This window comes from Corynebacterium sp. 51B (assembly GCF_008930785.1).
Lineage (GTDB): Bacteria > Actinomycetota > Actinomycetes > Mycobacteriales > Mycobacteriaceae > Corynebacterium > Corynebacterium megadyptis.
Genome location: NZ_PQMK01000009.1, coordinates 18,259 through 43,737, shown reverse-complemented (window position 1 = coordinate 43,737; position 25,479 = coordinate 18,259). Strand labels below are relative to the sequence as shown.

Genomic DNA, 25,479 nt, shown 5'->3' with positions numbered 1-25,479 from the left:
CGGTGGTTATAGCATCGGGGACACGCCCGGTCCCATTCCGAACCCGGAAGCTAAGCCCGACAGCGCTGATGGTACTGCACCCGGGAGGGTGTGGGAGAGTAAGTCACCGCCGACCTAAAACTTCACAAACACCGCACAAGGGCGGGGGAGAAGACACACCACACCAGGTGACACTTCACCCCCGCCCTATCGGCATGACCAGACATTGCCCGCACCAACGACTATATTATGTCACTGCAACATCATCAGGGTACACAAGATAACTGTAGTAACATTCGTGGGTGTAAGAATACGTTTTTCGCCGGCTGGCGGGCTGTTATGGCTCGGCGCTGGTTCCTCATACAAAGGTTGATTTATGGCACACAGCAGAACCCTCGCCGCAGTCCTCGCGGCCCTCGGAATCGGTTTCGCCTGGGTGCAGCCCGCCCAGGCTGAGGTCCAGGTTCCCTCCATCGATATGGCGCAGCCGGGTGGAGTGAACGTCGATACGCTGCTCGACTGGGCTAATAGCCAGTCGGAGGATGTACAGCAGGCTATCGCGGCGGTCATGGAGGAGGCCGAGGATACTGACCTCGCGGCGCTGTCCTCCGAACTGCCCCAGGCCTTCACGGACACCAAGGCCGTGCAGCGCGGGGACTCCACCGAAAAGAGCAAATTCTACTATCCCGCCCCGGTCCTCGGCTGCGGTATCGACGATTTGCCGGTTACCGGCGCTTTGGCGACCGTGCAGCCGGGCCCGAACTATGGCTTCGGCCCGCTGCTGGGCAAGGGCAATCTCCTGGATCCCTATATTCCCGCCGGGCACGCCTACTTCCATGTGTTCACCGCGGATACGCGTCTAGCACCGTCGGTGAAGGGCACGGACATGAAGGTGGCGTGGCTTAACTTAAAGACCATGAAGGCCGGCGTCAACGCCTTGGATGAGAGCGTCCTCGGAGCGAATGTACACGCTCAGACCTCGGCGCTGGTGAACACCGGCTCCGGTCCCGTGATTGCCGCCATCGCCGGCACCACGTCCTATGGCGAGGATAGCTGCACGGTGCTGCCCACCGTGGGTTCGACCACCGTCTCCTAGTTGTCTCAGACAGAGACCACAGGGGGGCGGATGCGATCGCATCCGGCCCCCTGTGCTGTGTCGGTACTAGTCCGTGATCGCCTCGAGCGGGCGCGTCCGCGCGGCCGTCGCCGCCGGCCAGAGGGCCGCTAGCACGCCGACCAGCATGGAGCCGGCGAGCATGATCCCGACGGTGCCCCAGGGGATGACGATCGCCGTAAGCCCGGTGTCTTTAAGATTCTCGAGGAAGGCGCAGCCCACCGCGATGCCGACAACGGCGCCGACGACGGCGCCGTAGAGGGCGATCACCGCGGATTCGAGATAGAACATGATGCGCACCTGCCGGCGCTGCATACCGACTGCCCGCAGCATGCCGATCTCTTGACGGCGCTCGATCACCGAGAGCGCGAGGGTATTCACGATGCCCAGAATGGCCACGATCACCGCCAGCGCCAGCAGCCCGTAGAGAATGGAGAGCATGCCGCGCACCTCGCTGGCGGCTTGCCCCTTCACCTCATCGGGATCCTTGACCGAGGTCACCAGATCCCGATCGACCTCCTTGTCCAGCGCCGCCCGCACCTGGGCGGGGCTAAAGCCCGCCGCGGCGTGCACATAGATCTCTTGGGGCACCAGGCCCGTCTGATCGATGAGCTCCGCGGCGCTGGCTCGGGAGAGAACACCGCCGTACAAGGTGGAGGAATCCACCAGGGCCGTCACCGGCACCTCCACGTAGCTGTCTTGGCCGCGGATACTCACCCGCGCCATATCACCCAGCCCCACCTGGACGTAGTCCGCAGTGGTCTTGCTCATGATGAGGCCTGGAGCATCGAGGTTGATCTCGCCCTCCACCGCGGTGAACGCCACGCTATCGAGCATGGAATTATCGGCCACCGGGGTGGTGGGCGGCCCGAAGTCATTGCCCATGGACACGTCATTGACCATGAAGGGTCCAGCGGAGACCACCGATATGGAGTCCACCTCGGGCAGGGCGGCGACGCGCTCCGCGGTGTCCTGCGGCATGCTTATTCCGGCGCCGCGTTCGCCGGTGAGCACAAAGTCGGCGGTGATGGAATCGTCCACGATGTCCTCGGTGGAGCGCTGCATAGAGGCAGCCAGCATGCCGATAGATGAGACCATGATCAGCCCCAGGGTGAGGGAGAAGGCGGTGGCAGCAGTGCGGTGGGGGTTGCGTTGAGAGTTGGTGGCCGCCAACCGGCCCACCGTGCGGAAGGGGGCGCCGAGGATCCGACCCAATCCACCCACCAGGGGAATGGAAAGTGCCGGCCCAGCCAGCCACAGTCCCAGCACCAGCGCCAGGGTTCCGGCACCCACCAAGGACAGTGGTATGCGCAGGGCCTCGGTATCGATGAGAACCGAGACGACGCACAGCACAGCGCCACTCAGTAGCGCCGCGGCGCCGGCCAGGGTGCGCCACTTCAACGAGGCGCGAGTGGGTGGCTGCGGCCGCATCGCTTGGACGGGGTGAATGGACCCGGCTTTCCGCGCCGGCGCCCACGCCGAGAGCACAGTGACCACCAGACCCACGATCACCGGAGCGATGATCGTGGTGGGGGTGAGCGATACGCCAGCATCGGGCAGGCCCGCGTCGGAGCGATTGAGCAGCCAGGTGATCAGCCGCACGAGCCCCACTCCGGCGAGAACGCCAAGCAGCGAGCCCACGAGTCCGACCACCACGGATTCCGCTACCACGGAGCGGGTGATCTGCGTGGCGGAGGCGCCCAAGGCCCGCAGCAGCGCGTATTCACGGTTGCGCTGGGCCACCAGCATGGCGAAGGTATTGGAGATAATGAAGGTGCTCACCAGCAGCGCGATGCCGGCGAATGCCCACAGGAAGTAGGTGACGAAGGAGAGGGCGGACTCGATACGTTCATTGGCTTGGTCTACGAGGTGCTGTCCGGTGCTGACCATGAAGTTCGGCAGGGCGTCGGCAAGCTCGGATTGCACGCTCTCGGCGGCATCCGGGTCCTTCAGTGTCAGCGCGGCGAGCTGGGCATGCTCTCCATCGGTGAAGTGGGCGCGATAGTCCTGCTCCCGCAGCGCAATGGAGAGCCAGCCCGCCTGGTCGGAGGGGGCCTCGTAGATGCCGGTGACTTCTGCGTCGAGGCGGGTATCGGGGACCAGTACGGTTACGTGATCGCCGATGGAGATGCCGCCGCGCTCGGCGGCATTGCTGTTGATAGCGATCTGCCCCTCCGCGCTGGGTCGTGCGCCCTCGACGATAGTGCCCTGGCTGGGGATGTCCTCGCCGTGGAGAGTCTCCGGTGGCACGAGAGCAATCGCCTGGGTGGGGACCGCTCCGCTCTGGATGCGGGCGCCGTTGGGGTCGGTGAGGATCACGCTGGAGTCGCGGCCTTGGATGGACACGGCGCGCACATCTGGGCGGGCGCGCAGCTCGTCCACCTCCGCGAAGGGGATTCCTTGGGGAGAGCGCTCGGTGCCGGCGACCACCACGTCAATATCGTCGAATGCGGTGGTCAGCGCCGAGTTCAGGGAGGAGGACAGGGTTGAGGTGAACATGGAGGAGCCGGCCACGAAGGCGGTGCCGAGTACCACGGCGAGCACCGTCAGCAGCAGCCGGAGCTTATGCGCGGCCACCGAACGCAGCGAGATCGTGCGCATGCGCGGCGGCGTTATGGTCGGTGTCGCCATCTACCGGCCCTCGATTCCGGCCATGATGGACATGATCTTCTCGGTGGTGGGCTCGGTGATGTCATCGCGGATGCTGCCATCGGCGAGGAAGATCACCCGGTCCGCATAGGCGGCCGCCGCCGAGTCGTGGGTGACGATCACCACGGTCTGGTTGAGCTCGTCCACCGCCGCCCGCAGAATCCGCAGCACCTCGGTGGAGGAGTTGGAATCGAGGTTGCCGGTGGGTTCATCGCCAAAGATGATATCCGGCCGCGACACCAGGGCGCGGGCGACGGCCACGCGCTGTTGCTGCCCGCCGGAGAGCTCGGAGGGTTGGTGGCGCAGCCGATCCTTTAGCCCGAGCCGCTCGGTGACCTCGGTGAACCATGCTTCATCGACGCGCTGCCCGGCGATGCCCACCGGTAGGGTGATGTTCTCCGCCGCGGAGAGCGTGGGCACCAGGTTGAAGGACTGGAACACAAACCCCAGGCGGTCGCGTCGCAGATTCGTGAGGGCGGCGTCGTTAAGCTGCGAGAGCTCGGTCTCCCCGATATAGGTCTCGCCGCTGCTCGGGGCGTCGAGCCCAGCCATGCAGTGCATGAGTGTGGATTTTCCGGAGCCGGAGGGGCCCATGATCGCGGTGAAGCGGCCGCGCTCGAATTCCACGGTGACATGGTTCAGCGCTACCACTTGGGCGCTGCCCTTACCATAGGATTTGTATAGGTTCACGGCGCGGGCCGCGGGGATGGTGGGCATGGGGTCCTCGCTTTCTACCGGGGTCAATGGATCGTCATTCACGGCGCTTATCGACGCTCACTCGCTGAATGTCCCGCCGCACTGGTGCTAAATCTACGCCGCTGGCCGGTGAAGGGATCGGTGAACGCCAGATGGGTGGAGCACAGCTGCAGGGGTGTGGCGTAGTTCTCGGCCTCGTCGGCTGCGACCGTGGGATAGAAGGGATCGCCGAGGATCGACGCACCGGCCGCGGTCATGTGGAGGCGTAGCTGGTGGGTGCGACCGGTGTGGGGGTGCAGCTCATAGCAGGCCAGGGGCGGCTGGGGGCCATAGTCTTGTTCGAGGCGCTGCTGCTCGGCGGCGCTGAGCGGGGTCACGGCCCGCACCTCGGTAATCGCGTTGATCGCCGCGCCGGGCAGCTCGACGGCCTGGATCTCACCGGGGGTTTTGTGGATATGGGAGCGCCACACCGTGCCAGGGGTGATCTCCTGGCGCAGCGGCGCGATGGCCGTATAGCGCTTGTCCACAGCCCGTTCGGCGAAGAGTCGCTGGTAGGCGCCGCGCACCTCGGGGCGGGTGGTAAACATGAGGATTCCCGAGGTGAGCCGGTCGAGGCGGTGGGCCGGCACCACATCCATGTTGCCGGTGCGACGACGCAGCCGCACCGTGGCGGTTTCGGTGATGTGGCGCCCGCGCGGCATGGTGGAAAGAAACGCCGGTTTATGCACCACCAGCAGGTTCTCATCGTGGTGCAGGATAGGGCAGTCGAAGGGGATGGGCGGCTCTGGGGCGGGGATGCGATAGAACCACAGATCGGCACCCACGCTCACCATGTCCTGCGGGGCGTAGGCGCGGCCGGTGGGGGAGACCACTTCGCCGCGGCTGAAGCGGGCGAGTATGGCCGCCTCATCGTCCTCGGGGTGGCGGTGGCGCTGGTTGAGCACCACATCGGTGAGGAACTCGAGGGCGCTCACCGCCCCGCGCGGGGTGTCCGGCAGGCGGACGCGGGACGGGGAGAGGCCATCCTTGACGGGCAGAGGGGGTTCGCGGCGGCGCCGCCCAGAGGGGGAAGTCATCGTAGTGTTCAGCGTATCTAAAAATCGTGCTGTTACGTACGTGTCCATGTTGTTTACTAGCATGAGTGAGACAGTGCCGCCGCGTTGTGCGCTGGCCGAGCGAACTCCACGCTGAAGAAGAAGCGGAAAGAAGATACTGTGGCGAAGTTTTTGTATCACCTCGGCAAACTGTGTTTTCGGTTGAAGTGGATCGTGGTTCTGCTGTGGGTGGGCATTCTAGCGGCCGTCGGCGTGAGTGCCGTGGCCTTCCAAGATGGCTTCGATGATGCCTTCTCCATCCCCGATATGCCTTCCAGTGAGGCGGGGCAGATGATGGAGCACAACTTCGAAGGCGGTGTCTCCCCTGGCTTCGCCACCGACGTGGACCTAGTGTTCCAGGCCCCGCCGGGCGAGAAGCTGGCGGATCCGAAGAATCACGAGGCCGTCCAGAAGGTGATTGACTCCCTGCGCGCGGATCTGCCCGAAGCCGCTGAGGAGCGCACCTTCGGCAACCCTGTGGATGTCAACCCCAAGCTCATCGAGGGCGTGGTGGAACAATCCGTGGAGAAGGGCCTGCCCCGCGAACTCGCGGAAACCAATGCCTATTTCCTCCGCGTGCTCAGCGATGATGGCACCATCGGCACCACCCGCTTCGCCTTCGATGCCCCCGCGCCGGGGGACGTGAACCAGGAGCAGCGCGATGCGGTGAATAAGGCCATTGAGCTCGGCCGCGAGGCGGGAATCACCGTGGAAGCGGGCGGCCCGGGCTTCGCCGAGCCCATTGAGGTGCAGTCCAAGTCGGAGATGATCGGTCTCGGGGTGGCGCTGATCGTGCTGCTGTTTACCTTCGGCTCCGTGGTGGCCGCCGGCATGCCGCTGATTACCGCGGTGATCGGCGTGGGCATTGGCGCGCTCGGCATCGTGCTCGGTACTGCCGTGGTGGATCTGAATAACATCACGCCCGTGCTGGCGCTCATGCTCGGGCTGGCCGTGGGCATCGACTATGCCCTCTTTATTCTTTCTCGCTATCGCGCCGAGTTGGACGAGAAGGGCGAGGAGCAATCCTTGGAGGAGTCTGCGGGCATCGCTCTGGGCACGGCTGGTTCGGCGGTGGTTTTTGCCGGTCTGACCGTGATTATCGCCCTGGCGGCGCTCACGATCGCGAAGATTCCCTTCCTTTCCTGGATGGGTATTGCCGCCGCGGCGACGGTGTTTGTGGCGGTGCTGATCGCCCTTACCTTCATCCCCGCCCTCCTGGGCGTGCTCAAGGGGCGCGTATTTGGGTTGAAGATCCCCGGCCTGCGCTCCACCAAGCGCGAGGCGAGTCCCTCCTATCAGCGCACCTCGGGGCTGGCCTATCGCTATATCACGAAGGTGCAGCGCTATCCCGCTCTGGTGCTGGCGGCCGTGACCATCGGCCTGAGCGCCTTGAGTATCCCCGTTACGCACCTCGACCTGGCGCTGCCCTCGGACTCAGTGGCGGAGCGCGACACCACCCAACGCAAGTCGGCCGAGCTGTTGGCCGAAGGATTCGGAGAGGGCAAAAACGCTCCGTTCCTCGTGGTCATGGATGTCAGCGACATGAACACCCAAGCCGCGGCGCTGAGCTCCTATCGGGCCGTCGCTGGGATTCCAGAGAATGCCGGGGTGGAGCAGCTGGCGCCGCTGACCTATCAGATGGCGGCGGAGAAATTTAACGCCAACGCCGATGTGGCCCACGCCCAGGTGGTGCGGGTGAATAAGGCCGGCACCTCCGCCCAGATTCTGGTGACCCCGCGGCTGGGACCCAATGATCCGCTTACCACCGAGCTGTTGCACGCACTGCGCGCCCAGGCCGATGACCTGCGCCGCAGCCTCAACATCGAGATCGGCATTACCGGCCTGACCGCCGTGCAGCAGGATGTGACCACCAAGCTCGACCACGCCATGCCCATCTATCTCTCCGTGGTGGTGGGCCTGGCCATCGTCTTGTTGCTCATGGTCTTCCGCTCGCTCATGGTGCCGCTGGTCGCTGGTCTCGGCTTCCTGCTCAGCGTCGGCGCCGCATTCGGCACCACCATCCTCTTCTGGCAGCAGGGGCTGTGGGGCATCGTGGACACACCCGGGCCGATCATTTCCTTCATGCCGATCTTCCTCATCGGCGTCACCTTCGGCCTCGCGATGGACTATCAGGTCTTCCTCGTCACCCGCATGCGGGAACGCTATATCGAATTGCAGAAACACCCCGAGGAGAACACCACCCCCTTCAGCCTGGTGGATGCGTCCACCGCCCAGGGCTTCCTGCTGGGCTCGCGCGTGGTCACCGCCGCCGCGCTGATTATGATGGCGGTCTTTTTCGCCAATATCACCCAGCCGCTGCCCTTCGTGAAGATCTTCGGTTTCGCCCTCGGCGTCGCCGTGCTTGTCGACGCTTTCCTCATCCGCATGGCCCTCGTGCCCGCCACCATGTTCCTTTTGGGCCGGGCCACCTGGTGGATGCCGCGCTGGCTCGATCGCATCCTGCCCTCGCTGGATGTGGAAGGAACTAGCCTAGAAAAAGAGATGGAATCGACGGCGAGTGGGCGTCGATAAGCAGGAAAAGAGCTAAAGCCATGAACTACTTTGATGTCACCAATCGCCTCGAGGGCCAGCACGGTCGCGCCGGCGTGATTCACACCCCGCACGGCGATATTGCCACCCCCGCGTTCATTCCGGTGGCCACGAAAGCCACCGTGAAAACCCTCACCCCGGAGCAGATTCGGCTCAGCGGGGCGCAGGCGATTCTCTCCAACGCCTATCACCTCTACCTGCAGCCCGGCCCCGATATTGTGGACGAGGCCGGCGGGGTGGCCGCCTTCGAGAACTGGCACGGGCCCACCTATACCGACTCCGGCGGATTCCAGGTGATGAGCCTCGGCGTGGGATTTAAAAAGGTGCTGGCCATGGACACCTCTGGGCTCGATGCGGGGGATATTCGCGCCCGGAAGAAGGATCGCATGGCACTGGTGGATGAGGACGGCGTGGATTTCCGTTCCATCATCGACGGCTCGAAGCACCGCTTCACCCCCGAGGTGTCCATGCAGATCCAGCATCAGCTGGGCGCGGACATCATGTTCGCCTTCGATGAGCTCACCACCCTGGTGGATACCCGCGAGTATCAGGAGCAGTCGGTGGCGCGTACCCACCGCTGGGCGCAGCGCTGCCTGCTCGAGCACGAACGGCTCTCCGAGGAGCGCCAGCACCGGCCGGAGCAGTCGCTCTGGGGCGTGGTGCAGGGCGCCCAATATGAGGACCTGCGGCGCCAGGCCGCTCGGGGGCTGGTGCAGCTATCGAATGAGCAGGAAGAACAGGGCCAGCGCGGCTTCGGCGGCTATGGCATCGGTGGGGCGCTGGAGAAGGAGAATCTGGGCACCATCGTCGGCTGGGTGTGCGATGAGCTGCCGGAGGATCGCCCCCGCCACCTCTTGGGCATTTCCGAGCCGGACGATATCTTCACCGCCGTGGAGTCTGGGGCCGATACCTTCGACTGCGTGGCGCCGACGCGGCTGGGGCGGCGCGGCGGGGTCTATACCCTCGATGGCCGGATGAATCTGGCTGCCGCCCGCTTCAAGCGCGACTTCAGCGGCATCGACGAGGAGCTCGGCGGCTATGTGAGCGAGAACTACTCCCGTGCCTATATCCACCATCTGCTCAAGGCCAAAGAGTTTTTGGCCGGCACCCTCTGCACCATGCACAACCTCTACTTCATGGTGGGGCTGGTGGATCGTATCCGGGCGTCGCTGCAGGGCGGCTACTACTACGAGTTCCGTGATGAATTCATGGGGCGCTACTACGCGTCCAAGCGCTAGGAGCTGCGCGCGGGGGAATCCTGGGTGGCGGTGGCGGCGATGATGTCCTGTCGGGCACGCGCCACCCGGGAGCGGATGGTGCCGACGCGGCAGCCGGCGATCTTGGCTGCCTCTTCGTATTTATAGCCCAGTACCTGGGTGAGGATGAGGGCCTCGCGGCGGTCCGGGGGGAGTTTTTCAATCACCATCCGCGCATCGATCCATTCGGGCAAGGCGGCTGGGGTAGTGGAGCGGGGGACGTCATCGATTTCGGTGATGGATTTGCGGGGGCGCGCCATATCGTGGCGCACGCTATCGACCCAGACGCGGCGGGCGAGGGAGAGTAGCCAGGTGCGGGCGCTGGACTTGGCGGCGAACTTCGGCAGCGCCTTCATCACGCGAAGATAGGTTTCCTGGGTGAGGTCATCGGCGTGATCGCGGCCGGCGAGATGGGCGAGCAGGCGCCAGACATCTGCTTGGGTGGCCTGAATGAACTCCGTGAGGGCGGCCTTGTTGCCGCGCCCGGCGGCGAGTGCGAGTTCGGTGACGTGCTCGTCATCGCGCTCGGGGTTCCCTGCGCCGGCGGGTGCTCTCATACCTGATGATCCTAGCAAAACGGATCGCGAACTAAGGCTTGGCTTCGGTAATGCCTATGAGTTGTCCGGCGATTAATTAGAAATCCTGATACTATGGGTATAGTTATCAAGCATCAGGCATCAATTAGACGATGTCTATAAAAATTCCTTTGAGGAGGACCCATGGCTGAACAGCACAATTCTGACCTAGATGCCATCGTCATTGGCGGTGCCCGCACCCCCGGCGGCGAGCAGACCACCCGCCTGAATGGCGCCCCTGTGAGCAGTGAAAACCACTCCGTCACACAGGGCCGGCAAGGCAGCGTCGACCTGCGCGACGTGCACCTGCTGGAGAAGCTTGCCCACTTCAACCGCGAGCGCGTGCCCGAGCGTGTCGTGCACGCTAAGGGCTCCGGCGCCTTCGGCGAGCTGCACATCACCGAGGATGTGTCTCGCTATACCTGCGCCGATCTTTTCCAGCCGGGGCGCGTCACCCCGATGCTGGCGCGTTTTTCCACCGTGGCCGGCGAGCAGGGCTCCCCGGACGGCTGGCGCGATGTGCGCGGCTTCGCCCTGAAGTTCTATACCCAAGAGGGCAACTATGACCTCGTGGGCAATAACACCCCGGTGTTCTTCATCCGCGACGGGATAAAGTTCCCAGACTTCATTCACTCCCAGAAGCGCCTGCCCGATACTGGCTTGCGCGATGCCAATATGCAGTGGGACTTCTGGACCCGCACCCCGGAGTCCGCCCACCAGGTGGCGTATCTCATGGGCGATCGTGGTATCCCCACGAACTTCCGCCATATGGACGGCTTCGGCTCCCACACCTACCAGTGGGTGAATGAGGACGGCGAGCGCTTCTGGGTGAAGTACCACTTCAAGACCCAGCAGGGCTGGGAGTTCTGGACCGATGAGGAGGCGGAGGCCGCCGTGGGCGCCAATGCCGATACCTCCCGCGAGGATCTCTTCAACGCCATCGAGCGTGGCGACTACCCGCGCTGGGACGTGAAGGTGCAGATTATGCCCCTCGACGAGGCCGAGGATTATCGCTGGAACCCCTTCGACCTCACCAAGGTGTGGTCCCAGAAGGATTATCCGCTCATTGATGTCGGCTACTTCGAGCTCAACCGCAACCCGAAGAACTTCTTCGCCCAGATCGAGCAGGCCTCCTTCGAGCCCAGCAATCTGGTGCGTGGCATCGGCTTCAGCCCGGACAAGATGCTCATCGCCCGCAGCTTCGCCTATGCCGATGCGGCCCGCTACCGGGTGGGTGCCAATGCCCACCACCTGCCGGTGAACCGCCCGTTGAACGAGGTCAATACCTACGCCAAGGATGGCGCGATGGCCTATGAGTTCAATGATCCTTCCGATCCCGTCTACTCCCCGAACGCCTACGCCAAGGGCGCCGGTACGGACGATGATAAGGAGACCTCCGGTTCCGGCGTGACCGTGGGCGTGGCCGGGGATCTCGGATTGTGGGATGAGACCCACGGCACCGACTTCACCCGCGGCGCCTACGTGCAGCACCCCGAGGATGATGACTTTGCCCAGCCCGGTCTTCTCTACCGCGAGGTGCTTGACGACGCCGCCCGCGAGCGCATGGCCGGCAATATTGCCCGCGCCATGGCCGGGGTGAGCGAGCAGGTCGAGCAGCAGGTCTATGAGTACTGGGCCAAGGTGGATCCCCATCTCTCCCAGCGCGTCAAGGAGCTCTTCACCCAGAGCTAAGACTGCGTGTGATCCCCGCCCCTGTGTACCGGGGGCGGGTTTTTCGCGTCTGGGGTAAATGGTGTTCACCATCGCATAAACCCTAGGAATGTGACGGGAAACTCACTACGGTGTGGTGTATAACACTTTCGCACAGTAGTAAGGAGACTCCCATGAAGACCATCAACCACTACGTCGGTGGCCGCGAATGGGCGGGCAGCTCCACTGCCACCCAGGACGTGATGAACCCCTCCACCGGCACCGTCCAAGCCCAGGTGCGGCTGGCCAGCACCGCCGATGTGCAGGAAGCCATCGCCAACGCCCGCACCGCCCAGCCCGAATGGGCCGCGCTGAACCCGCAAAAGCGCATGCGGGTGCTCATGGAGTGGATTCGGCTGATCAACGAGCACATGGATGAGCTGGCCACCGCGCTGTCGCTGGAGCATGGCAAAACCTTCGCCGACGCCCAAGGCGATGTCCAACGCGGCCTCGAGGTGGTGGAAGTATCCCTCGGTGCCCCGCACTTCCTCAAAGGCGAGTTCTCCGACTCGGTGGGCACTGGGGTGGATACCTACTCCATGCGCCAGCCGCTTGGCGTGGTCGCTGGGATCACCCCCTTCAACTTTCCCGCCATGATCCCGCTGTGGAAGGCCGGCCCGGCACTTGCGGCCGGCAATGCCTTCATCCTCAAGCCCTCCGAGCGCGACCCCTCCGTGCCCCTGAAGCTGGCCGAGCTGTTCACCGCCGCCGGCGGGCCGGACGGGGTATTCAACGTGGTGCACGGCGATAAGGAAGCGGTGGACGCCCTGCTCGACTCCGAGGTGATCCAGGCGGTCGGCTTTGTCGGCTCCACCCCGATTGCCCAGTACATCTACACCCGCTGCGCAGAGACCGGCAAGCGCGCCCAGTGCTTCGGCGGTGCCAAGAACCACATGCTCATCCTGCCCGACGCCAACCTCGACGAGGTGGCCGACGCCCTAGTGGGCGCCGCTTATGGCTCGGCCGGTGAGCGCTGCATGGCGATCTCCGTGGCCGTGCCCGTGGGTGAGGAGACCGCCACCGCGCTGCGCGAGAAACTGGTGGAACGCATCGAAGGCCTCAAGGTGGGCCACTGCCTCGACCCGGACGCCGACTATGGCCCGTTGGTGGCCACCTCTGCGGTGGAGCGGGTGCGCTCCTATATTGACGCCGGCGAAAAAGCCGGTGCCGAGCTTGTCGTCGATGGCCGCGAGCGCGGCGCCACCGATAGCAGCTTCCAGGGCGAGGACCTCAGCGGCGGCTACTACCTGGCGCCCACCCTCTTCGACCACGTCACCCCCGAGATGTCGATCTACACCGACGAGATCTTCGGCCCCGTGCTCACCATCGTCCACGCCGACAGCATCGACGAGGCCCTGCGCCTGCCCACCGAACACGCCTATGGCAACGGCGTGTCCATCTTCACCCGCAACGGCGGCGCTGCCCGCGATATCGCCCAGCGCATCCAGGTGGGCATGGTGGGCATCAACGTCCCCATCCCCGTGCCCATCGCCTATCACACCTTCGGCGGCTGGAAGGCCTCCGGCTTCGGCGACCTCAACCAGCACGGCCCCGACGCCTTCCGCTTCTACACCAAGACCAAAACCGTCACCTCCCGCTGGACGCGTGACGATGCCGTCATCACCCCCCACTCCGGCTCCCACTTCGTGATGCCGGTCGTGGACTAAAGAGACAAGGAGAGAGCAATGACCACCATCGCTTTCATCGGCCTCGGCAACATGGGCGGGCCCATGGCCAGCAACCTCCACGCCGCCGGCTACACCGTCACCGGCTTCGACGTGATGGAACCGGCCATCACCGCCGCCCGCTCAGCCGGAATCGAGATCCACGAATCCGCCGCTGCCGCCGCCCGCGACGCCAGCATCATCATCACCATGCTCCCCAACGGTGCGCTTGTCCACGCCACCCTCCGCGAGATCATCGCCGAGCACCCCGGCAACGCGCTCTTCATTGATTCCTCCACCATCGGCGTCGACGAAGCCACCAGCAACGCCGCCACCGCCGCCGCGGCCGGGCACCGCTACATCGACGCCCCCGTCTCCGGAGGTGTGGTGGGCGCCCGCGCCGGGAAGCTGGCCTTCATGGTCGGCGGCGAGGCCGAGGCCGTGGAGCAGGCCCGCCCCGTGCTCGAGGTCATGGGGGCATCCCTCACCCACTGCGGCGGGCCCGGTGCCGGTGCGGCCGCCAAGCTATGCAACAACATGATCCTCGGCATCCAGCAGATCGCCATCGCTGAGGGCATGGTGCTCGGCGAGCGGCTCGGACTCAGCCCCTGCGCCTTCTTCGACGTGGTGTCTCATTCCACCGGCAGCTGCTGGGCGCTCACTACCAATTGCCCCGTACCCGATGTGGTAGATAGCGCCCCCGCCAATAGGGACTTCGCCGCCGGCTTCTCCACCAACCTCATCTGCAAAGACCTCGCGCTGGCCATCGACTCCGCCACCCAGACCAGCACCGACACCCAGCTGGGCCGGCACGCCCTCGAGCTATTCACCCAGCTGCAGGACGCCGGGGAAGGGGAGCGGGACTTCTCCGTGGTGATCAACCAGGTGCGTGCGGCGCAGTAGTCAGCGTGGCTGCGGGTGGCCGTCGATAAGCGACTGCAGCTGGGTGGCATAGAAGCCCACCAGCTGCTCGTGGGGAAAGGAGGCAAACTCCACATCCCCGCAGCGGCGCATCAACGATAAGCCCGTCAGCAGGGACATCGCCGCCTGGGCGCGCAGCCGTGGCGCGGGATAAGGATGCGGAGCCTCCGCCGCGATGCGGTCGGTGAGCACCTGCAAAATATCGCGCTGAATACGCTCGCCGATCGCCTGCAACGACGCCAAGGAACCATCCGCGATCGTCAACGCCCGCACAATCGAATAAGGCGCAGCCCACGGTGCCGTCAGCGTCTCCTCAATCGCAGTGGCACCCAGCCGCGCAAAAGGACCCGTAAACAGCGCCCGCGCCGACTCCGAAAAATCGAGAGTAGCCGCGAACAGGTTCTCCTTGCTGTGAAAATGCTTCACGATCAGCGCCGGCGACACCTCCGCCACCCGGGCGATCTCCTTCAACGACACCGCCGCGAAAGAGCTCTCCGCAAACATCTCGCGGGCCACCACCAGAATGCGGGTGCGGGCATTCGCCGAATCAGTGCTCATGCCCCGCATTATAAGTACACCGGCCAGCGCCGGTGCTCAGAAAGGCAGAAAACATGGTACTCGGACTCAGTGGTATCTTCCTCTCCCTGGGTGTACTTCTCGTGCTCGCGTACCGCGGGCACTCCGTGATCATCGTCGCCCCCATCGCGGCACTGCTCGCGACACTACTGTCCGGAGCCCCACTACTGGCCACCTACACCCAAATTTTCATGCCCGCGCTCGGCGGGTTCATTATCAGCTTCTTCCCGCTCTTCCTCAGCGGCGCGATCTTCGGTCGGCTCATGACCAGCTCTGGACTCGCCGCCGACCTCGCCCGCGGCATCTCGGCGCTGTTCGGTCCGCAGCGCGCCATCCTCTCCACCGTGCTCGCCACCGCTCTGCTCACCTACGGCGGTGTGAGCGCCTGGGTGGTGGCCTTCACCATCGTGCCCATTGCCACGCCCCTATTTCGGCAGGCTGGGATCCCGAAAAGGCTCATGCCAGCAGCGCTGGCACTCGGCACCATCACCTTCGCCATCGCCGCCCTGCCCGGCAGTCCGCAGGTGCACAACGTGATCCCCACCCGCTACTTCGGCACCACCGGCTATGCGGCACCCGTCGTGGGGCTCATCGGCTCCATCGCCATGTTCGCGCTCGGCATGGCGTGGCTCAACCGGCGCGCTCGGGCGCTCATCCGCGCCGGGGAGCCCTTCGGTGAAGACGAGCCTGAGGACACTACTGAATCGAGCACCGAGCACGTGGCGCTGCGCGGAGTGCGCGGACTGCTGCCCATTGCAGTAGTGATCGTGATGAACTTCCTCTTCATCTACGTCCTCAGCGATGCCATGGACTTCTCCTACCTGGACTCAGAGAAATACGGCTCCACCACGATCGACGCCGTCCGAGGGCTGTGGAGCGTCGTGGTGGCACTGGCCACGGGCATTCTGCTGATCATGGCAATGCGCTTCCGGCACGTATCCGAGCTCGTCGCAGACCTATCCGAAGGCGCCAAAAACGCGATCCTTCCCGCGCTTACGACTGCCTCCGAGGTGGGCTACGGCGCGGTGGTGGCTTCCCTCGCCGTATTCGCGGTGCTTCGCGACGCCATCTTCGATCTCGCCCACAACGCCATCCTGGTCGGCGTCACCTCGGTGGCCGCGATCTCCGGAGTCACCGGCTCCTCCTCCGGCGGGCTATCCATTACCCTCGAAGCCTTCGGCCCCGACCTAGCGGCGCTGGCGGCACAACAAAACATCGACCCCGAGCTGCTGCACCGGCTCATGGCCATGGCCTCGGTGTCCTTCGACTCCCTGCCGCACAACGGCGCGGTGCTCACGATGTTGCTCGTATGCGGAATGACGCACCGGCAATCCTACAAAGACATAGCAGTAGTATCCGTGGCCATCCCCATCGTGGTACTCACCGGCATCCTCGGCTGGGTGATGCTGCTCGGCTAGGGGCTGTGGATAGAAAAAGGGGTTATGCACAGGATGGCGTCGATAAGCGTGCAGCGTGATGACAACGCGGGGCGGGTGGGCCACGATGTGAGCCATGACCACCCTGCAGCGCGCCCGCGCCGATCTCGCCGCCGCCCTCGAGGCCGCCGAATCGGTGCTCACTACTGCCAGCGACGCCGAGATCGCCGAGCAGTGGGAGGAGATGGTCGCCATGGATGCGCTCATGGGTCTCAAAGCACACATCGACGTGCTCCTCGCGCACCGGCTCGCCAACGGACTATCCAGCGTGGTCGCCGGAACGGGGAAATCCGTGCGGGTGCTCGAAGAAGACCTCGGCTGGTCCCGCAGCCGTGCCACTACTGTCTCCACCCAAGCGCACCGGCTCTACGGGCCCATGGTGGATGACACCACCGAGGAATACGACGAGGTCCGCGCCCGCCGCGCCGAGGCCGCCGAGCTACGCACCGCCAGCGAACAACTCCTGCGCCAGGCCCTCATCTCCGCAGAAACCCGCACGGTCATCGAAACGAAACTCGCCAAACTCAAAACCGACAACGCCCTGATCCGCGAAACCCTGCGCAATCAGCTCGTCACCTACGCCACCACCCATAGCTACGCCGACGTGCGCGCCGCCGCCATCGAACGCGTCCGCACCCTCAACGCCCGACTCGGCGCCAACCCCGATCGCGGCCGCCGCAAGCGCTTCTTCCGCATTACCCGCACCGACGAAGACGGCACCTGCTCCATCAACGCCAAACTCCCCGCCGCCGCCATCGCCGACTTCAAAGCCCAACTCGACGCCGAACTCCGGAAACCACGGCCCCACGGCGACACCCGCACCTTCGACCAGCGCAGCGCCGACGCCGCCTGCGCCGTCATGAACCGCGGCGACACCAGCCGGAGCAGCGCCATGGTGTTCAGCTTCTCCGCCAAAGACTTCGACCGCGACGACCTCATCGCCGCCGGCTACACCCTGCCCACCAACACCGGGATCAACCTCACCCTCGACCAGATCGAAGAACTCGGAGCCAACAAATACGGCTTCTACGTCATCCACGACCCCTCCACTGGGATGGCGCTGCGCGTCGGCCGCATGCGTCGCACCGCCACCTTCGCCCAACGGCTCGCCCTCTTCGCCTCCGAAGGGGTGTGCTCCCACCCCGGCTGCTCCACACCGCTCTCGCGATCCGACATCCACCACATCACTGCGTGGGAACACGGCGGCACTACTGACATCGAAAACCTCACCGCGAGGTGCCGCACCCACCACACCGACAACGACGACACCCAACGCGACCCGCGAAGACACCACGCCCGCCGCGACCCCCACACCGGAATCGTCGGCACCGCCCGCGGCACCCCGAATCCATCGGTGAACATCAACAACGGCTACGCCGCCTCCCGCTCCGCCGGCAGACGCATCCGCAACCAACCATGGCCGCCCGGGTGTGAACCACCCGCGAGCTAAACCCCCTTTTGTCGCCTCAGCCCCTCCGCGCCCAGAATGCGGTGGGGCTTCAGGTGCGAGCAAAACAACCCCCAAGGATCAGGATTCCTTGGGGGTTGGTGGCGAAAACAGTACTACTGTTCAGACACCTGCGGATCGGGCTCAGCGGCGGAGTCTCCTGCAGGCGCGCCGTCCTCCTGCTGGGAGGAACGCTCCTTGGCCAGGCGCACGCGGTCATCTACCGAGACGCCGTAGATGGCGCGGGCGAGGTAGAAGCTGGAGACGCTTACTACTGCCAGCAGAAAAGCGATCGAAATGATGGCGCGAACGAGGTTATTGGGGTCAAACCCCTTGGTGGAGAAGTCGTTCACCAGGTTCGCGATAATCAGCAGTGGTAGTGCTACTCCCGTGAGCGGGCTCAAAAGGTTCACGCGGGTCAGCGCGTCCTTGGCCTCCCAAATGGAACGCACGGTAACCATGGCAATGAATGCGGCCAGAAGCACGAGGGCTCCGACGATAATGTCGCTGATGGTCATGACTACCTCCTGCCTTTCGAAAGGATGCGGGCGAGCGAAACAGTAGTGAGCGCACCCATGATGGAGGCCAGGATGGCTACCTCATAGGCGATGGATACGGGGTGCGTGAGAGTCCAGATGAGGTAGATGCCCAGCATGCAGTAGAACACCATGTCGGCCAGTAGTGCGCGGGTGCCCGGGTCCTGGGAGCGGATGGCGAGCGATAGCGCGATGGTTAGCGCGATGGTGAAGGTGGCGATGCCGAGGTAGCAGATGATCTCAAGAACGCTCATTTCTTGTCTCCTTTCTGCTGCTGTTGCCGTTTGGCGGCCTCGATACGGGCTTGTTTGACGCGGTCGACGCGCTTTTGCTCTTTGCTTTTGGCGCTGTTTTCGTCGAGTTCCGCGAGCGGGAAGTCGATATCGTTGCGGTAGCCGTCGCCGACGTTGCCGGCATACATCCATGCGCTGAAGTGCAGGGGGGTGTCTGCGACGCGGGGCGCCAGTTTTTCTTCCATGTGCGCCAGGTCGGCGATCACTTCGGCGGGATCGGATCCGTACACGGCCTGCACGAGCAGGATGTAGCCGGATTCGGATTCGGCGCCGTCGATGGTCTCGACGGGCCGGAATCCCACGGATAGGGTGCCCGGGGTCATGGTGATGGAGGTGGAGAACAGCGTGCGTTCCCATTCACCGGTGACCCGCACGGGATAGTTGACGATGATCGGGTCTTGGGTGTTGTTGATGCGAACCGTGTCGATTGCGACTTTGCTTGCCGACGCAATCACTTGGCCAATCAACCAGATGGTGTAGCTAATCCAGTGCATTGTTGTCCTATCCTGCCGCCCCGGCGACGACGCCGACGGCCTGATCGAAGTTGTCTAGGACTGCCTGCTGGTAGCTGCTCACGTCCAGTAGTCCCTCGCTGGCGGTGAGCACCACATCAAACATGGTGCCGGCGAAGATGAACATGGCGAAGGACAGCAGGATCATGACGGCGGCCGGCGCGATGATCGGTTTTGCGATCACGTAGTCGGCGGGGAACTGGGAGGTCTGCATCGGTTTGCCCCAGAACACCTTTCGCCACACGCGCAGCATGCTCAGTAGTGCGCCCATGGAGGCCACGATGATGGTGGTGATCACGATCCACGAGGCAGTAGTGGCGGGGCGTGCCACCTCGGACATGATGAAGAGCTTGCCCCACAGGCCCGATAGCGGCGGGAAGCCGACGATGGAGAAGGAGCCGGCGGCGAAGATGGCGGCTACGAGCGGGTCGCGCCGCATCAGCCCGGAGAGCCGAATGATCCGGCCGGTGCCGTAGGTTTCCTCGATCGCTCCGGAGGTGAGGGTGAGGGCACCGATGGTGATCATGTGGTGCAGGGCGTAGAGCAGGCCGGCGGCGAGTGCGCGCTGCGGGTCCAGGGTGGTGAAGGCGAGCATGACCAGGATGAAGGGCATGCCGTTGACCATCTGGTAGGCGAGCACGCGCCGGATGGTGTGCTCGGCGAGGCCGGCGAAGCCGCCGACGAGCATGGAGGCCACCATCACCACGATGATGAGGGTGTTCCAGCGGTCGTCGAGGTCGAAGATCACGGTGTAGATGCGGAAGATCATGTACACCGCCACCTTGGTGTGCAGGCCGGAGAACAGCGCCATGACTGCCGCAGAGGATCCCGGGTAGGTGCGCGGGAGCCAGGTGTGCACGGGGAACACGCCGGCCTTGATGGCGAGGGCGATCATCACGATGCCGAGCGCCACGGTCACGGGGCCGTTTCCTGCCCCGGCCCCGGCGAGGGCGGCGATATTCACCGAGCCGGCGACACCGTAGAGGATGCCGACGCCGATGAGCAGTAGTGTCGAGGCGGTCAGGTTCACCAGCACGAACAGCCGGCCCGATGCCATGCGCGACCAGGTGCCGGTCATGGCGAGCAGACCGTAGGAGGGCAGCAGCATGACCTCCATGAACACGAAGAAGTTGAACAGGTCGCCGGTCAGTAGTGCACCGTTGATGCCTGTTTGCAGCATCAGCGTGAGCGCCGGGTAGAACCGGGCGCGGGTTTCGCCAACAGTAGTGGCAAACCAGTTCGCCGCCAGTGCCACGATGGCAGTAGTGACGATCATGACCGCCGAGAACGGATCGGCGACAAAGGGGATGGCGACGCCGCCCACGTATTTGCCCACGTTGTGGGCGATGGGGCCGTGTTCGGCGGTGTAGCTAAAGAGCCACAGCCCGGCGATGATGGTCCCCGCAGGCACGATAAGGTGCAGGGCGTCGCGGGCGGTTTTGTTGGGCAGTAGTGTCGCGATGCCCGCAATCAGTAGTGGGATCGCAACAAACAGCGGAAGAACAATGTCCATTAGTCGTTTTCCTCCGCATCCTTCAGGTGCCGCTTATAGCGTTGCTTGAGCTTTTCGGCGCGGCGGGGTGATTGGGTGGTGCGGACTTTGCGGCCGGCGGTGTTCCACGCGGCGGGCGCTTCGGGGTCGGTGGGGTTGCGGGTGTCGTCGTCGAGGCCGAGTGCTGCGAGCGCCAACATGAAGGTGACGGTGGCCATCGTGATCACGATGGCTGTCAGCACGAAGGCTTGGGGCAGCGGGTCGGCCATGTCGGCGATGTCGGTGCGGTCACCAAAGACTTCGCCGCGGTAGGCGGGGACGCCGGCGACGAGGATGATGATGTTCGCGGCGTGGCTGATGAGCGACATGCCGAGCACGATGCGCATCATGCCGCGTTGCATCACGAGGTACACACCGCCGGCGACGAGGACCGCGATGGTCAGTGCCATGATCATTGCTGGTGCACCTTCTTTCCTTCTTGCTTTTCGACGTCCATCTGGTGGTGGAAGTCCGGGTCGGTCAGTTCCGCCTCGGGGTCTTCGTCGAAGCTGACATCGGGCAGGGGGGACTCGTCGTCGCGGACGAAGGCGAGATCGCCGGGGTAGGCGCCGGGGCGCAGGCGGCCACCGAGGGCGTTGATGCCCATGGTGATCATGCCGAGCACCGCCAGATAGATGCCCATGTCGAAGATGAGCGAGGTGGTCAGGTGGATGTCACCGATGTGGCCGTGGATGGCGTAGAGGAAGGAGCCTTCCGTCAGCCCTAAAAAGCCGGGGGTGAGCGCCAGGATGATGCCGAAACCGATGAGCAGGAAGGGCGTATTGGGCTTGACGATGCGCTCGTCGGCGGGTTTCGCCAGGTAGCCGAGGGCGATCGCGCCGCCGGCGACGAGGGCCGCCACGAATCCTCCGCCCGGGTCCTCGTGGCCGCGCAGGAAGATCAGCACGGATAGCACCATGAGGACGGGGACGACAACCTTGAATACGTGCCGCAGCGGGGTGGCGTTGAGATCCTCAAAGCCGAAGCGCGGCGGCTTGGTGCCCGGCAGGAAGCTGTGCTTCGGTACCGAGTACACCACCGAGTAGATGACCACACCGGCCATACCCAGCACGGACAGCTCGCCCAAGGTATCGAGTGCACGGAACTCCACCAGGATCACCGCGACGATGTTGGTGCCGCCGGAGATCTCGGGGGCGTTGTCGATGTACCATTGCGCGATCTCGGAGCGGCCGCCATTGCGAGCCAGCAGACCGTAGACGGCGAGGAAGGTGACAATGCCGGTGATGATCGCCAGCACGGCCGACCAGTAGCGGCGCCGATCCGAGGTCCGGTGGAAGTAGCGCGGTTGCAGGCGCACCACCAGCATCATCATGACGGTGATGAGGATTTCCACGGTGAACTGGGTCAGTGCCACGTCGGGCGCGCCCAAAAGCAGCACCTGCAGGGTCACACCCACACCGGCGGTGCCCACAAGCACTACTGCGTGCAGCCGGGACTTAGCGCGGATGAGGCCGCTGACGGACATCACCACGATCAGTAGTGGCACTAAGTCCATAAGCGTATCGGCGCCCTCCACGCGCGGCGGCATGGCAACGCCATCGACTCCACCGCTGAAGACGCTCACCATGATGCCGAGGATGCACACCACCACCAGCGGTGGGGCCAGGTGCCGAGAGGGCGAGAAGGAATCCGCCATGCGGCCCACGACCTTGCCCCAGCCGGCGGCGGAGCCCATGAGCACGGCGAGTGCCTGGTTGCCGGTGAAGGGAGCGAAGGTGTATTCGCCGATCGCCTTAAAGAGCGGCTTGCGGTAGATGATGGTGAGCAGGCCGGCGGCCAGCACACCCATGGAGATCATGAACGGAGTGTTCACCCCGTGCCACAGCGCCAGGTGCAGCTCCGGCTCGGCGGAGACCGAGCCCACGGCGGCGGCGATGGGCTTATCCAGCATGCCGAGAACAAACACGATCGGCAGCGACATCAAGCCGGGCAGTGCGGCGGGCAGCCACAGAGATACCGGCGCTTCGTGGACGTCATCCACCGAGCGGTCGCCGTCGATAAACGCCCCGAACAAGAAGCGTGCGGAGTAGGAGAAGGTGAACCATGCGCCCACCGCGGCCGCGATCAGTAGTGAGCTCACGCCCGTGGAGGTCAGCGGCGCCTCGGTGAAGGCCTCCAGCATGCCCTCCTTGGAGACGAAGCCGAAGAGCGGCGGCACGGCGGCCATCGACATCAAGCCGATGGCGGCGGAGGCGAAGGTAAAGGGCATCTTCTTATACAGCGGCCCCAGGCGACGGATATCGCGGGAGCCGGCCTGGTGGTCGACCACGCCGATGAGCATGAACAGGCTGGACTTGAACAGCCCGTGCGCCAGGGTGTGCACGAGGGCGGCGGCCAGCGCGAAGGGGGTGCCCACGCCGATAGTCGCCACGATCCAGCCCAGGTGGGAGACGGTGGAGTAGGCGGTGAGGCTCTTCAGGTCGGTCTTCTGGATGGCGAAGAATGCCGCCATCACAGCAGTAGTCATGCCCACCGAGATCAGCAGCACATTCCAGGTGTGGTTGTCTGCAAAGACCGCGGAGAAACGCATGAGCACATAAACGCCGGCCTTCACCACGGCGGCGGCGTGTAGGAACGCCGACACGGGGGTGGCGGCGGCCATGGCCTCGGGCAGCCAGAAGTGGAAGGGCAGCTGGGCGGATTTGGTGAAGGCAGAGACCGCGACCAAGACCGCCAAAACAGTAGTAAGGTTCGGATCCGCCGCCCAGAAGTCGGAGGCGAGAATCTCCCTGATGGAGGTCGTGCCGGTCTTGGCCACCATGATCGCCACCGCAGTCAGGAGGGTGAGTCCGCCGGTGAAGGTGAGGATCAGGGTGCGGATCGCGCCCATCTGGCCGCTGGATCCCTTGGCGCGCCCGATAAGCATGAAGCTGGCCATGCTCACGAGCTCCCAGGCGATGAACAGCACCACGATGTCGTCGGTGAGCACCAGCAGCAGGATGGAGAAGGTGAACGCGGACATCAGCCAGTAGAAGCTGAGGTTGAAGTCATCGTTGTGCAGATAAGCAGCGGAATATACGAAGACCACGCCGCCGATCACAAGCGCCAACAAAGCAAAGAAGGTGCTGAGAGGATCCGCAATAAAATTCAGGTTTACATCTACGCCTGTGGCGGCGAAATCGCTGATCCACGTCATGGAGAAGGTGGGCGAGTCGCCGTCAATGATGTCCGGTAGCTTGGCGGCCAGCACACCCGCTGCTGCGAAGAACAGCAGCGCGAGCGGCCAGCCCGCAAGCCGGTCACCCAAGCGAACTGCTAGTGGAGCCAACACCACGGTGGCTGCCACTAACAGCAATACGGTCGATAGGGTCATAGAAAGTTCCACACTAGGAGTCCGGGAAAAATTGCCGCATTCTACGTTACCAGCTGGGTAAACCGGTGGGTCTCTCGCCGAATCATCCTTGAAAGCGATAGATTTAGTGCTCATGAAAAGCTCTTCCATGCTCACTCGCTTCCTGGCTGTGCTCGTGATTGTTGCTCCTGTGCTTCTCGCCACTATCGCGGCGACTGTGATGAGGATGGAACCCGCCGATGCGTGGTCCACCAAGGATGAGCCCTCCGGCGCGCCTGCGGCCGCCAGCCCGGCCGGCTACTCGGATGCGGATCTCCTCGCGGCGCGCCGGGCAGCCAGCAACGCCGGCACCCAATCGGGATTCTTAAACTCCGGTGTGAAGGAGCTGAGCGATGGCTCCCGCCAGCTCGCCGAGGGCACCACGCAGCTGCGCGACGGCATCGCCGCGGCCCATAGCGGCTCCGGCGAGCTCTCCGCGGGAATGGTGCAGCTGCAGGCCGGCGTGGGTCAGATGGGCCCGGGCGCCCAGGAGCTCGCCGATGGCATCGAGCAGGTCGCCGGGGCGCTGGTGGGGGTGGAGGCCTCCCGCGGGCAGCTACTGGCGGCGTTGGATCAGATCGACAAGGAGCTTGAAGAGTCGGTGGATCCGCGCTCGGAGGAGCTTCGCGAACAGCTCAACGAATACCGGCCGCAGCTGGAAAATATCACCCTCAGCGAGGAGCAAAAAGCCCAGTTCACCCGCATGCGGGAGGGTTCGCGGGAACTCGCCAATCAGCTCAATACCCCCGGCTATGCCTTCCACGATGGCATTTTCCAGGCCACCCAGGGCGCCAAGGACCTCAACCAGGGACTCGCCGAGCTGGAGCGCGGCAGCGTCCGCGCCCAGGAGGGGGCCACGGCCTTGGCCGATGGCGCCGAGCGGGTAGAGAAGATGGCTGAGGATAACAAGAACTCCATCACCGGTATCCAGCGCGCCCTGCCTGCCCATTCTGCGCAGACAGACCCCACCGCGGTGTCGGAGGCCCCCACCAACGCCCTGCCCCCGCTCTATGCGCTGCTCATCGCGGCGCTCGCCATGGGGCTCGGAGCGGCAGTGGGGCTGGCGCGGCTGTCCCTGCTGCAGCAGCTCGTGGCCGCTGTGGGGATCGCGGCCAGCGCGGCTGTGGCCTTGGCCATTGTGGGGGATCTCGGAGTGCTCGCCCTGGCGCTCTCCGCTGGGCTGCTGCTGCTCGCCACGATTGCCGGGTCGGCCATCGCCCAGCTGGTGCAGCTTCTCCTGCCGCAGCGCTTCGCCCCAGGTGTTGTCGGGGCAGTATTCCTCCTCCAGCTCCTCGTCGTGGGCCTGGTGTGGAAGAGCGCCACGACCGGCACGGTGGAGCTCGAGGCGCAGATCGCGACGGGGCTGATGCCGCTGCACTATGCCACCGCGGGATTGAGCGCCATCGGCAATAGCGCCCACGGGGTGATGGCGGGCAGCTCGGCGGCGGTGCTCGCGATCATGGCCGCTGGTGGTCTCTGGCTCGCCCGCCACCAGAGCCCCCGCCCCAGCCCCAGCTCCGCCGAGCCGGCTGCGGGGCGAGAGGATGGCGTCGATAAGCCCGCGGCGACGGAGCATGTGGCACAGTAG

At 64.6% G+C, this 25,479-nt stretch carries 20 protein-coding genes and 1 rRNA gene; 10 read left to right on the top strand and 11 right to left on the bottom strand.

From position 1 onward, the window contains the following. Together rrf and GBB14_RS10345 are read left to right on the top strand one after the other, a co-directional pair. A 5S ribosomal RNA gene (rrf, locus tag GBB14_RS10350) occupies positions 1-115 on the top strand; the annotation flags it as partial. A 240-nt stretch (positions 116-355) separates the two neighbouring features. Next, a complete protein-coding gene (locus GBB14_RS10345) occupies positions 356-1,075 on the top strand; it encodes a hypothetical protein (protein WP_151529429.1) in 720 nt (239 codons plus the stop codon). 66 nt (positions 1,076-1,141) lie between these two features. Here GBB14_RS10345 and GBB14_RS10340 read toward each other — a convergent pair whose 3' ends face one another. Genes GBB14_RS10340 through GBB14_RS10330 form a run of 3 tightly spaced genes read right to left on the bottom strand, consistent with a single transcriptional unit; the run spans position 1,142 to position 5,514 of the window. Further along, positions 1,142-3,724, bottom strand: coding sequence for an ABC transporter permease (locus tag GBB14_RS10340; RefSeq protein ID WP_151529428.1), 2,583 nt, complete (start codon positions 3,722-3,724; stop codon positions 1,142-1,144). Then, entirely contained in the window at positions 3,725-4,459 is a 735-nt protein-coding gene (locus GBB14_RS10335) for an ABC transporter ATP-binding protein (RefSeq protein WP_151529443.1), read from the bottom strand. It abuts the gene before it with no gap. A gap of 47 nt (positions 4,460-4,506) precedes the next feature. Next, on the bottom strand, positions 4,507-5,514 hold the full coding sequence (locus GBB14_RS10330; RefSeq protein ID WP_151529427.1) for a pseudouridine synthase: 1,008 nt from the start codon (positions 5,512-5,514) through the stop codon (positions 4,507-4,509). A 138-nt stretch (positions 5,515-5,652) separates the two neighbouring features. On the opposite strand from GBB14_RS10330, the gene GBB14_RS10325 reads away from it, so the two are divergent. Both GBB14_RS10325 and tgt read left to right on the top strand, forming a co-directional pair. Beyond that, positions 5,653-8,064, top strand: a complete 2,412-nt coding sequence (locus GBB14_RS10325; protein WP_151530569.1) for an MMPL family transporter — start codon at positions 5,653-5,655, stop codon at positions 8,062-8,064. Positions 8,065-8,084: 20 nt separating this feature from the next. Continuing rightward, the gene (gene tgt / locus GBB14_RS10320; RefSeq protein WP_151529425.1) at positions 8,085-9,320 is read left to right on the top strand and encodes a tRNA guanosine(34) transglycosylase Tgt; all 1,236 of its coding nucleotides are present in this window, start codon (positions 8,085-8,087) and stop codon (positions 9,318-9,320) included. Here tgt and GBB14_RS10315 read toward each other — a convergent pair. Further along, positions 9,317-9,895 (bottom strand): RNA polymerase sigma factor, encoded by a 579-nt coding sequence (locus GBB14_RS10315; RefSeq protein WP_151529424.1) that lies wholly within the window; start codon positions 9,893-9,895, stop codon positions 9,317-9,319. The two genes, tgt and GBB14_RS10315, sit on opposite strands and share 4 nt — an antisense overlap. A gap of 162 nt (positions 9,896-10,057) precedes the next feature. Here GBB14_RS10315 and GBB14_RS10310 point away from each other — a divergent pair, with 162 nt between their 5' ends. The 3 genes from GBB14_RS10310 to mmsB all read left to right on the top strand — a co-directional run bounded on the left by GBB14_RS10310 (position 10,058) and on the right by mmsB (position 14,190). After that, positions 10,058-11,605 (top strand): catalase, encoded by a 1,548-nt coding sequence (locus GBB14_RS10310; protein WP_225976597.1) that lies wholly within the window; start codon positions 10,058-10,060, stop codon positions 11,603-11,605. Between the two features lie 152 nt (positions 11,606-11,757). Continuing rightward, a complete protein-coding gene (locus GBB14_RS10305; protein WP_151529423.1) occupies positions 11,758-13,290 on the top strand; it encodes a CoA-acylating methylmalonate-semialdehyde dehydrogenase in 1,533 nt (510 codons plus the stop codon). Between the two features lie 18 nt (positions 13,291-13,308). Next, positions 13,309-14,190 (top strand): 3-hydroxyisobutyrate dehydrogenase, encoded by an 882-nt coding sequence (gene mmsB, locus GBB14_RS10300; protein ID WP_151529422.1) that lies wholly within the window; start codon positions 13,309-13,311, stop codon positions 14,188-14,190. Here the strand turns inward: mmsB and GBB14_RS10295 are convergent, their stop codons facing one another. Next, positions 14,191-14,766 carry a TetR/AcrR family transcriptional regulator gene (locus tag GBB14_RS10295; protein WP_151529421.1) on the bottom strand — a complete coding sequence of 192 codons (576 nt, stop codon included), beginning with the start codon at positions 14,764-14,766 and terminating at the stop codon, positions 14,191-14,193. A gap of 53 nt (positions 14,767-14,819) precedes the next feature. Here GBB14_RS10295 and GBB14_RS10290 point away from each other — a divergent pair, with 53 nt between their 5' ends. Together GBB14_RS10290 and GBB14_RS10285 are read left to right on the top strand one after the other, a co-directional pair. Continuing rightward, positions 14,820-16,202: a GntP family permease gene (locus GBB14_RS10290; RefSeq protein ID WP_151529420.1), complete on the top strand. Its 1,383-nt coding sequence runs from the start codon at positions 14,820-14,822 to the stop codon at positions 16,200-16,202. 94 nt (positions 16,203-16,296) lie between these two features. After that, on the top strand, positions 16,297-17,670 hold the full coding sequence (locus tag GBB14_RS10285; protein WP_151529419.1) for an HNH endonuclease signature motif containing protein: 1,374 nt from the start codon (positions 16,297-16,299) through the stop codon (positions 17,668-17,670). A gap of 113 nt (positions 17,671-17,783) precedes the next feature. Here the strand turns inward: GBB14_RS10285 and GBB14_RS10280 are convergent, their stop codons facing one another. From GBB14_RS10280 to GBB14_RS10255, 6 genes are read right to left on the bottom strand one after another with little or no spacing between them, the layout of a single operon-like run. Then, positions 17,784-18,185, bottom strand: a complete 402-nt coding sequence (locus GBB14_RS10280) for a Na+/H+ antiporter subunit G (protein WP_151529418.1) — start codon at positions 18,183-18,185, stop codon at positions 17,784-17,786. A 2-nt stretch (positions 18,186-18,187) separates the two neighbouring features. Then, positions 18,188-18,457: a cation:proton antiporter gene (locus tag GBB14_RS10275; RefSeq protein WP_151529417.1), complete on the bottom strand. Its 270-nt coding sequence runs from the start codon at positions 18,455-18,457 to the stop codon at positions 18,188-18,190. Then, a complete protein-coding gene (locus tag GBB14_RS10270; RefSeq protein ID WP_151529416.1) occupies positions 18,454-18,990 on the bottom strand; it encodes a monovalent cation/H+ antiporter subunit E in 537 nt (178 codons plus the stop codon). Before GBB14_RS10270 ends, GBB14_RS10275 begins: the two co-directional genes overlap by 4 nt. A 7-nt stretch (positions 18,991-18,997) precedes the next feature. Beyond that, complete coding sequence (locus tag GBB14_RS10265; RefSeq protein WP_151529415.1) at positions 18,998-20,521, bottom strand: monovalent cation/H+ antiporter subunit D family protein; 1,524 nt, start codon at positions 20,519-20,521, stop codon at positions 18,998-19,000. Beyond that, complete coding sequence (locus tag GBB14_RS10260) at positions 20,521-20,955, bottom strand: sodium:proton antiporter (protein ID WP_151529414.1); 435 nt, start codon at positions 20,953-20,955, stop codon at positions 20,521-20,523. Before GBB14_RS10260 ends, GBB14_RS10265 begins: the two co-directional genes overlap by 1 nt. Continuing rightward, positions 20,952-23,873 carry a DUF4040 family protein gene (locus tag GBB14_RS10255; protein WP_151529413.1) on the bottom strand — a complete coding sequence of 974 codons (2,922 nt, stop codon included), beginning with the start codon at positions 23,871-23,873 and terminating at the stop codon, positions 20,952-20,954. The genes GBB14_RS10260 and GBB14_RS10255 overlap by 4 nt, the downstream gene beginning before the upstream one ends. A 112-nt stretch (positions 23,874-23,985) precedes the next feature. Here GBB14_RS10255 and GBB14_RS10250 point away from each other — a divergent pair, with 112 nt between their 5' ends. Then, positions 23,986-25,479, top strand: a complete 1,494-nt coding sequence (locus GBB14_RS10250; protein WP_151529412.1) for a YhgE/Pip domain-containing protein — start codon at positions 23,986-23,988, stop codon at positions 25,477-25,479.

What these genes read in the sequence shown, in the direction of transcription:
- GBB14_RS10345 (WP_151529429.1), top strand. Translation starts at nt 356, where the DNA reads ATGGCACACAGCAGAACCCTCGCCGCAGTCCTCGCGGCCCTCGGAATC.
- GBB14_RS10340 (WP_151529428.1), bottom strand. Translation starts at nt 3,724, where the DNA reads ATGGCGACACCGACCATAACGCCGCCGCGCATGCGCACGATCTCGCTG.
- GBB14_RS10335 (WP_151529443.1), bottom strand. Translation starts at nt 4,459, where the DNA reads ATGCCCACCATCCCCGCGGCCCGCGCCGTGAACCTATACAAATCCTAT.
- GBB14_RS10330 (WP_151529427.1), bottom strand. Translation starts at nt 5,514, where the DNA reads ATGACTTCCCCCTCTGGGCGGCGCCGCCGCGAACCCCCTCTGCCCGTC.
- tgt (WP_151529425.1), top strand. Translation starts at nt 8,085, where the DNA reads ATGAACTACTTTGATGTCACCAATCGCCTCGAGGGCCAGCACGGTCGC.
- GBB14_RS10315 (WP_151529424.1), bottom strand. Translation starts at nt 9,895, where the DNA reads ATGAGAGCACCCGCCGGCGCAGGGAACCCCGAGCGCGATGACGAGCAC.
- GBB14_RS10310 (WP_225976597.1), top strand. Translation starts at nt 10,058, where the DNA reads ATGGCTGAACAGCACAATTCTGACCTAGATGCCATCGTCATTGGCGGT.
- GBB14_RS10305 (WP_151529423.1), top strand. Translation starts at nt 11,758, where the DNA reads ATGAAGACCATCAACCACTACGTCGGTGGCCGCGAATGGGCGGGCAGC.
- mmsB (WP_151529422.1), top strand. Translation starts at nt 13,309, where the DNA reads ATGACCACCATCGCTTTCATCGGCCTCGGCAACATGGGCGGGCCCATG.
- GBB14_RS10295 (WP_151529421.1), bottom strand. Translation starts at nt 14,766, where the DNA reads ATGAGCACTGATTCGGCGAATGCCCGCACCCGCATTCTGGTGGTGGCC.
- GBB14_RS10290 (WP_151529420.1), top strand. Translation starts at nt 14,820, where the DNA reads ATGGTACTCGGACTCAGTGGTATCTTCCTCTCCCTGGGTGTACTTCTC.
- GBB14_RS10285 (WP_151529419.1), top strand. Translation starts at nt 16,297, where the DNA reads ATGACCACCCTGCAGCGCGCCCGCGCCGATCTCGCCGCCGCCCTCGAG.
- GBB14_RS10280 (WP_151529418.1), bottom strand. Translation starts at nt 18,185, where the DNA reads ATGACCATCAGCGACATTATCGTCGGAGCCCTCGTGCTTCTGGCCGCA.
- GBB14_RS10275 (WP_151529417.1), bottom strand. Translation starts at nt 18,457, where the DNA reads ATGAGCGTTCTTGAGATCATCTGCTACCTCGGCATCGCCACCTTCACC.
- GBB14_RS10270 (WP_151529416.1), bottom strand. Translation starts at nt 18,990, where the DNA reads ATGCACTGGATTAGCTACACCATCTGGTTGATTGGCCAAGTGATTGCG.
- GBB14_RS10265 (WP_151529415.1), bottom strand. Translation starts at nt 20,521, where the DNA reads ATGGACATTGTTCTTCCGCTGTTTGTTGCGATCCCACTACTGATTGCG.
- GBB14_RS10260 (WP_151529414.1), bottom strand. Translation starts at nt 20,955, where the DNA reads ATGATCATGGCACTGACCATCGCGGTCCTCGTCGCCGGCGGTGTGTAC.
- GBB14_RS10255 (WP_151529413.1), bottom strand. Translation starts at nt 23,873, where the DNA reads ATGACCCTATCGACCGTATTGCTGTTAGTGGCAGCCACCGTGGTGTTG.
- GBB14_RS10250 (WP_151529412.1), top strand. Translation starts at nt 23,986, where the DNA reads ATGAAAAGCTCTTCCATGCTCACTCGCTTCCTGGCTGTGCTCGTGATT.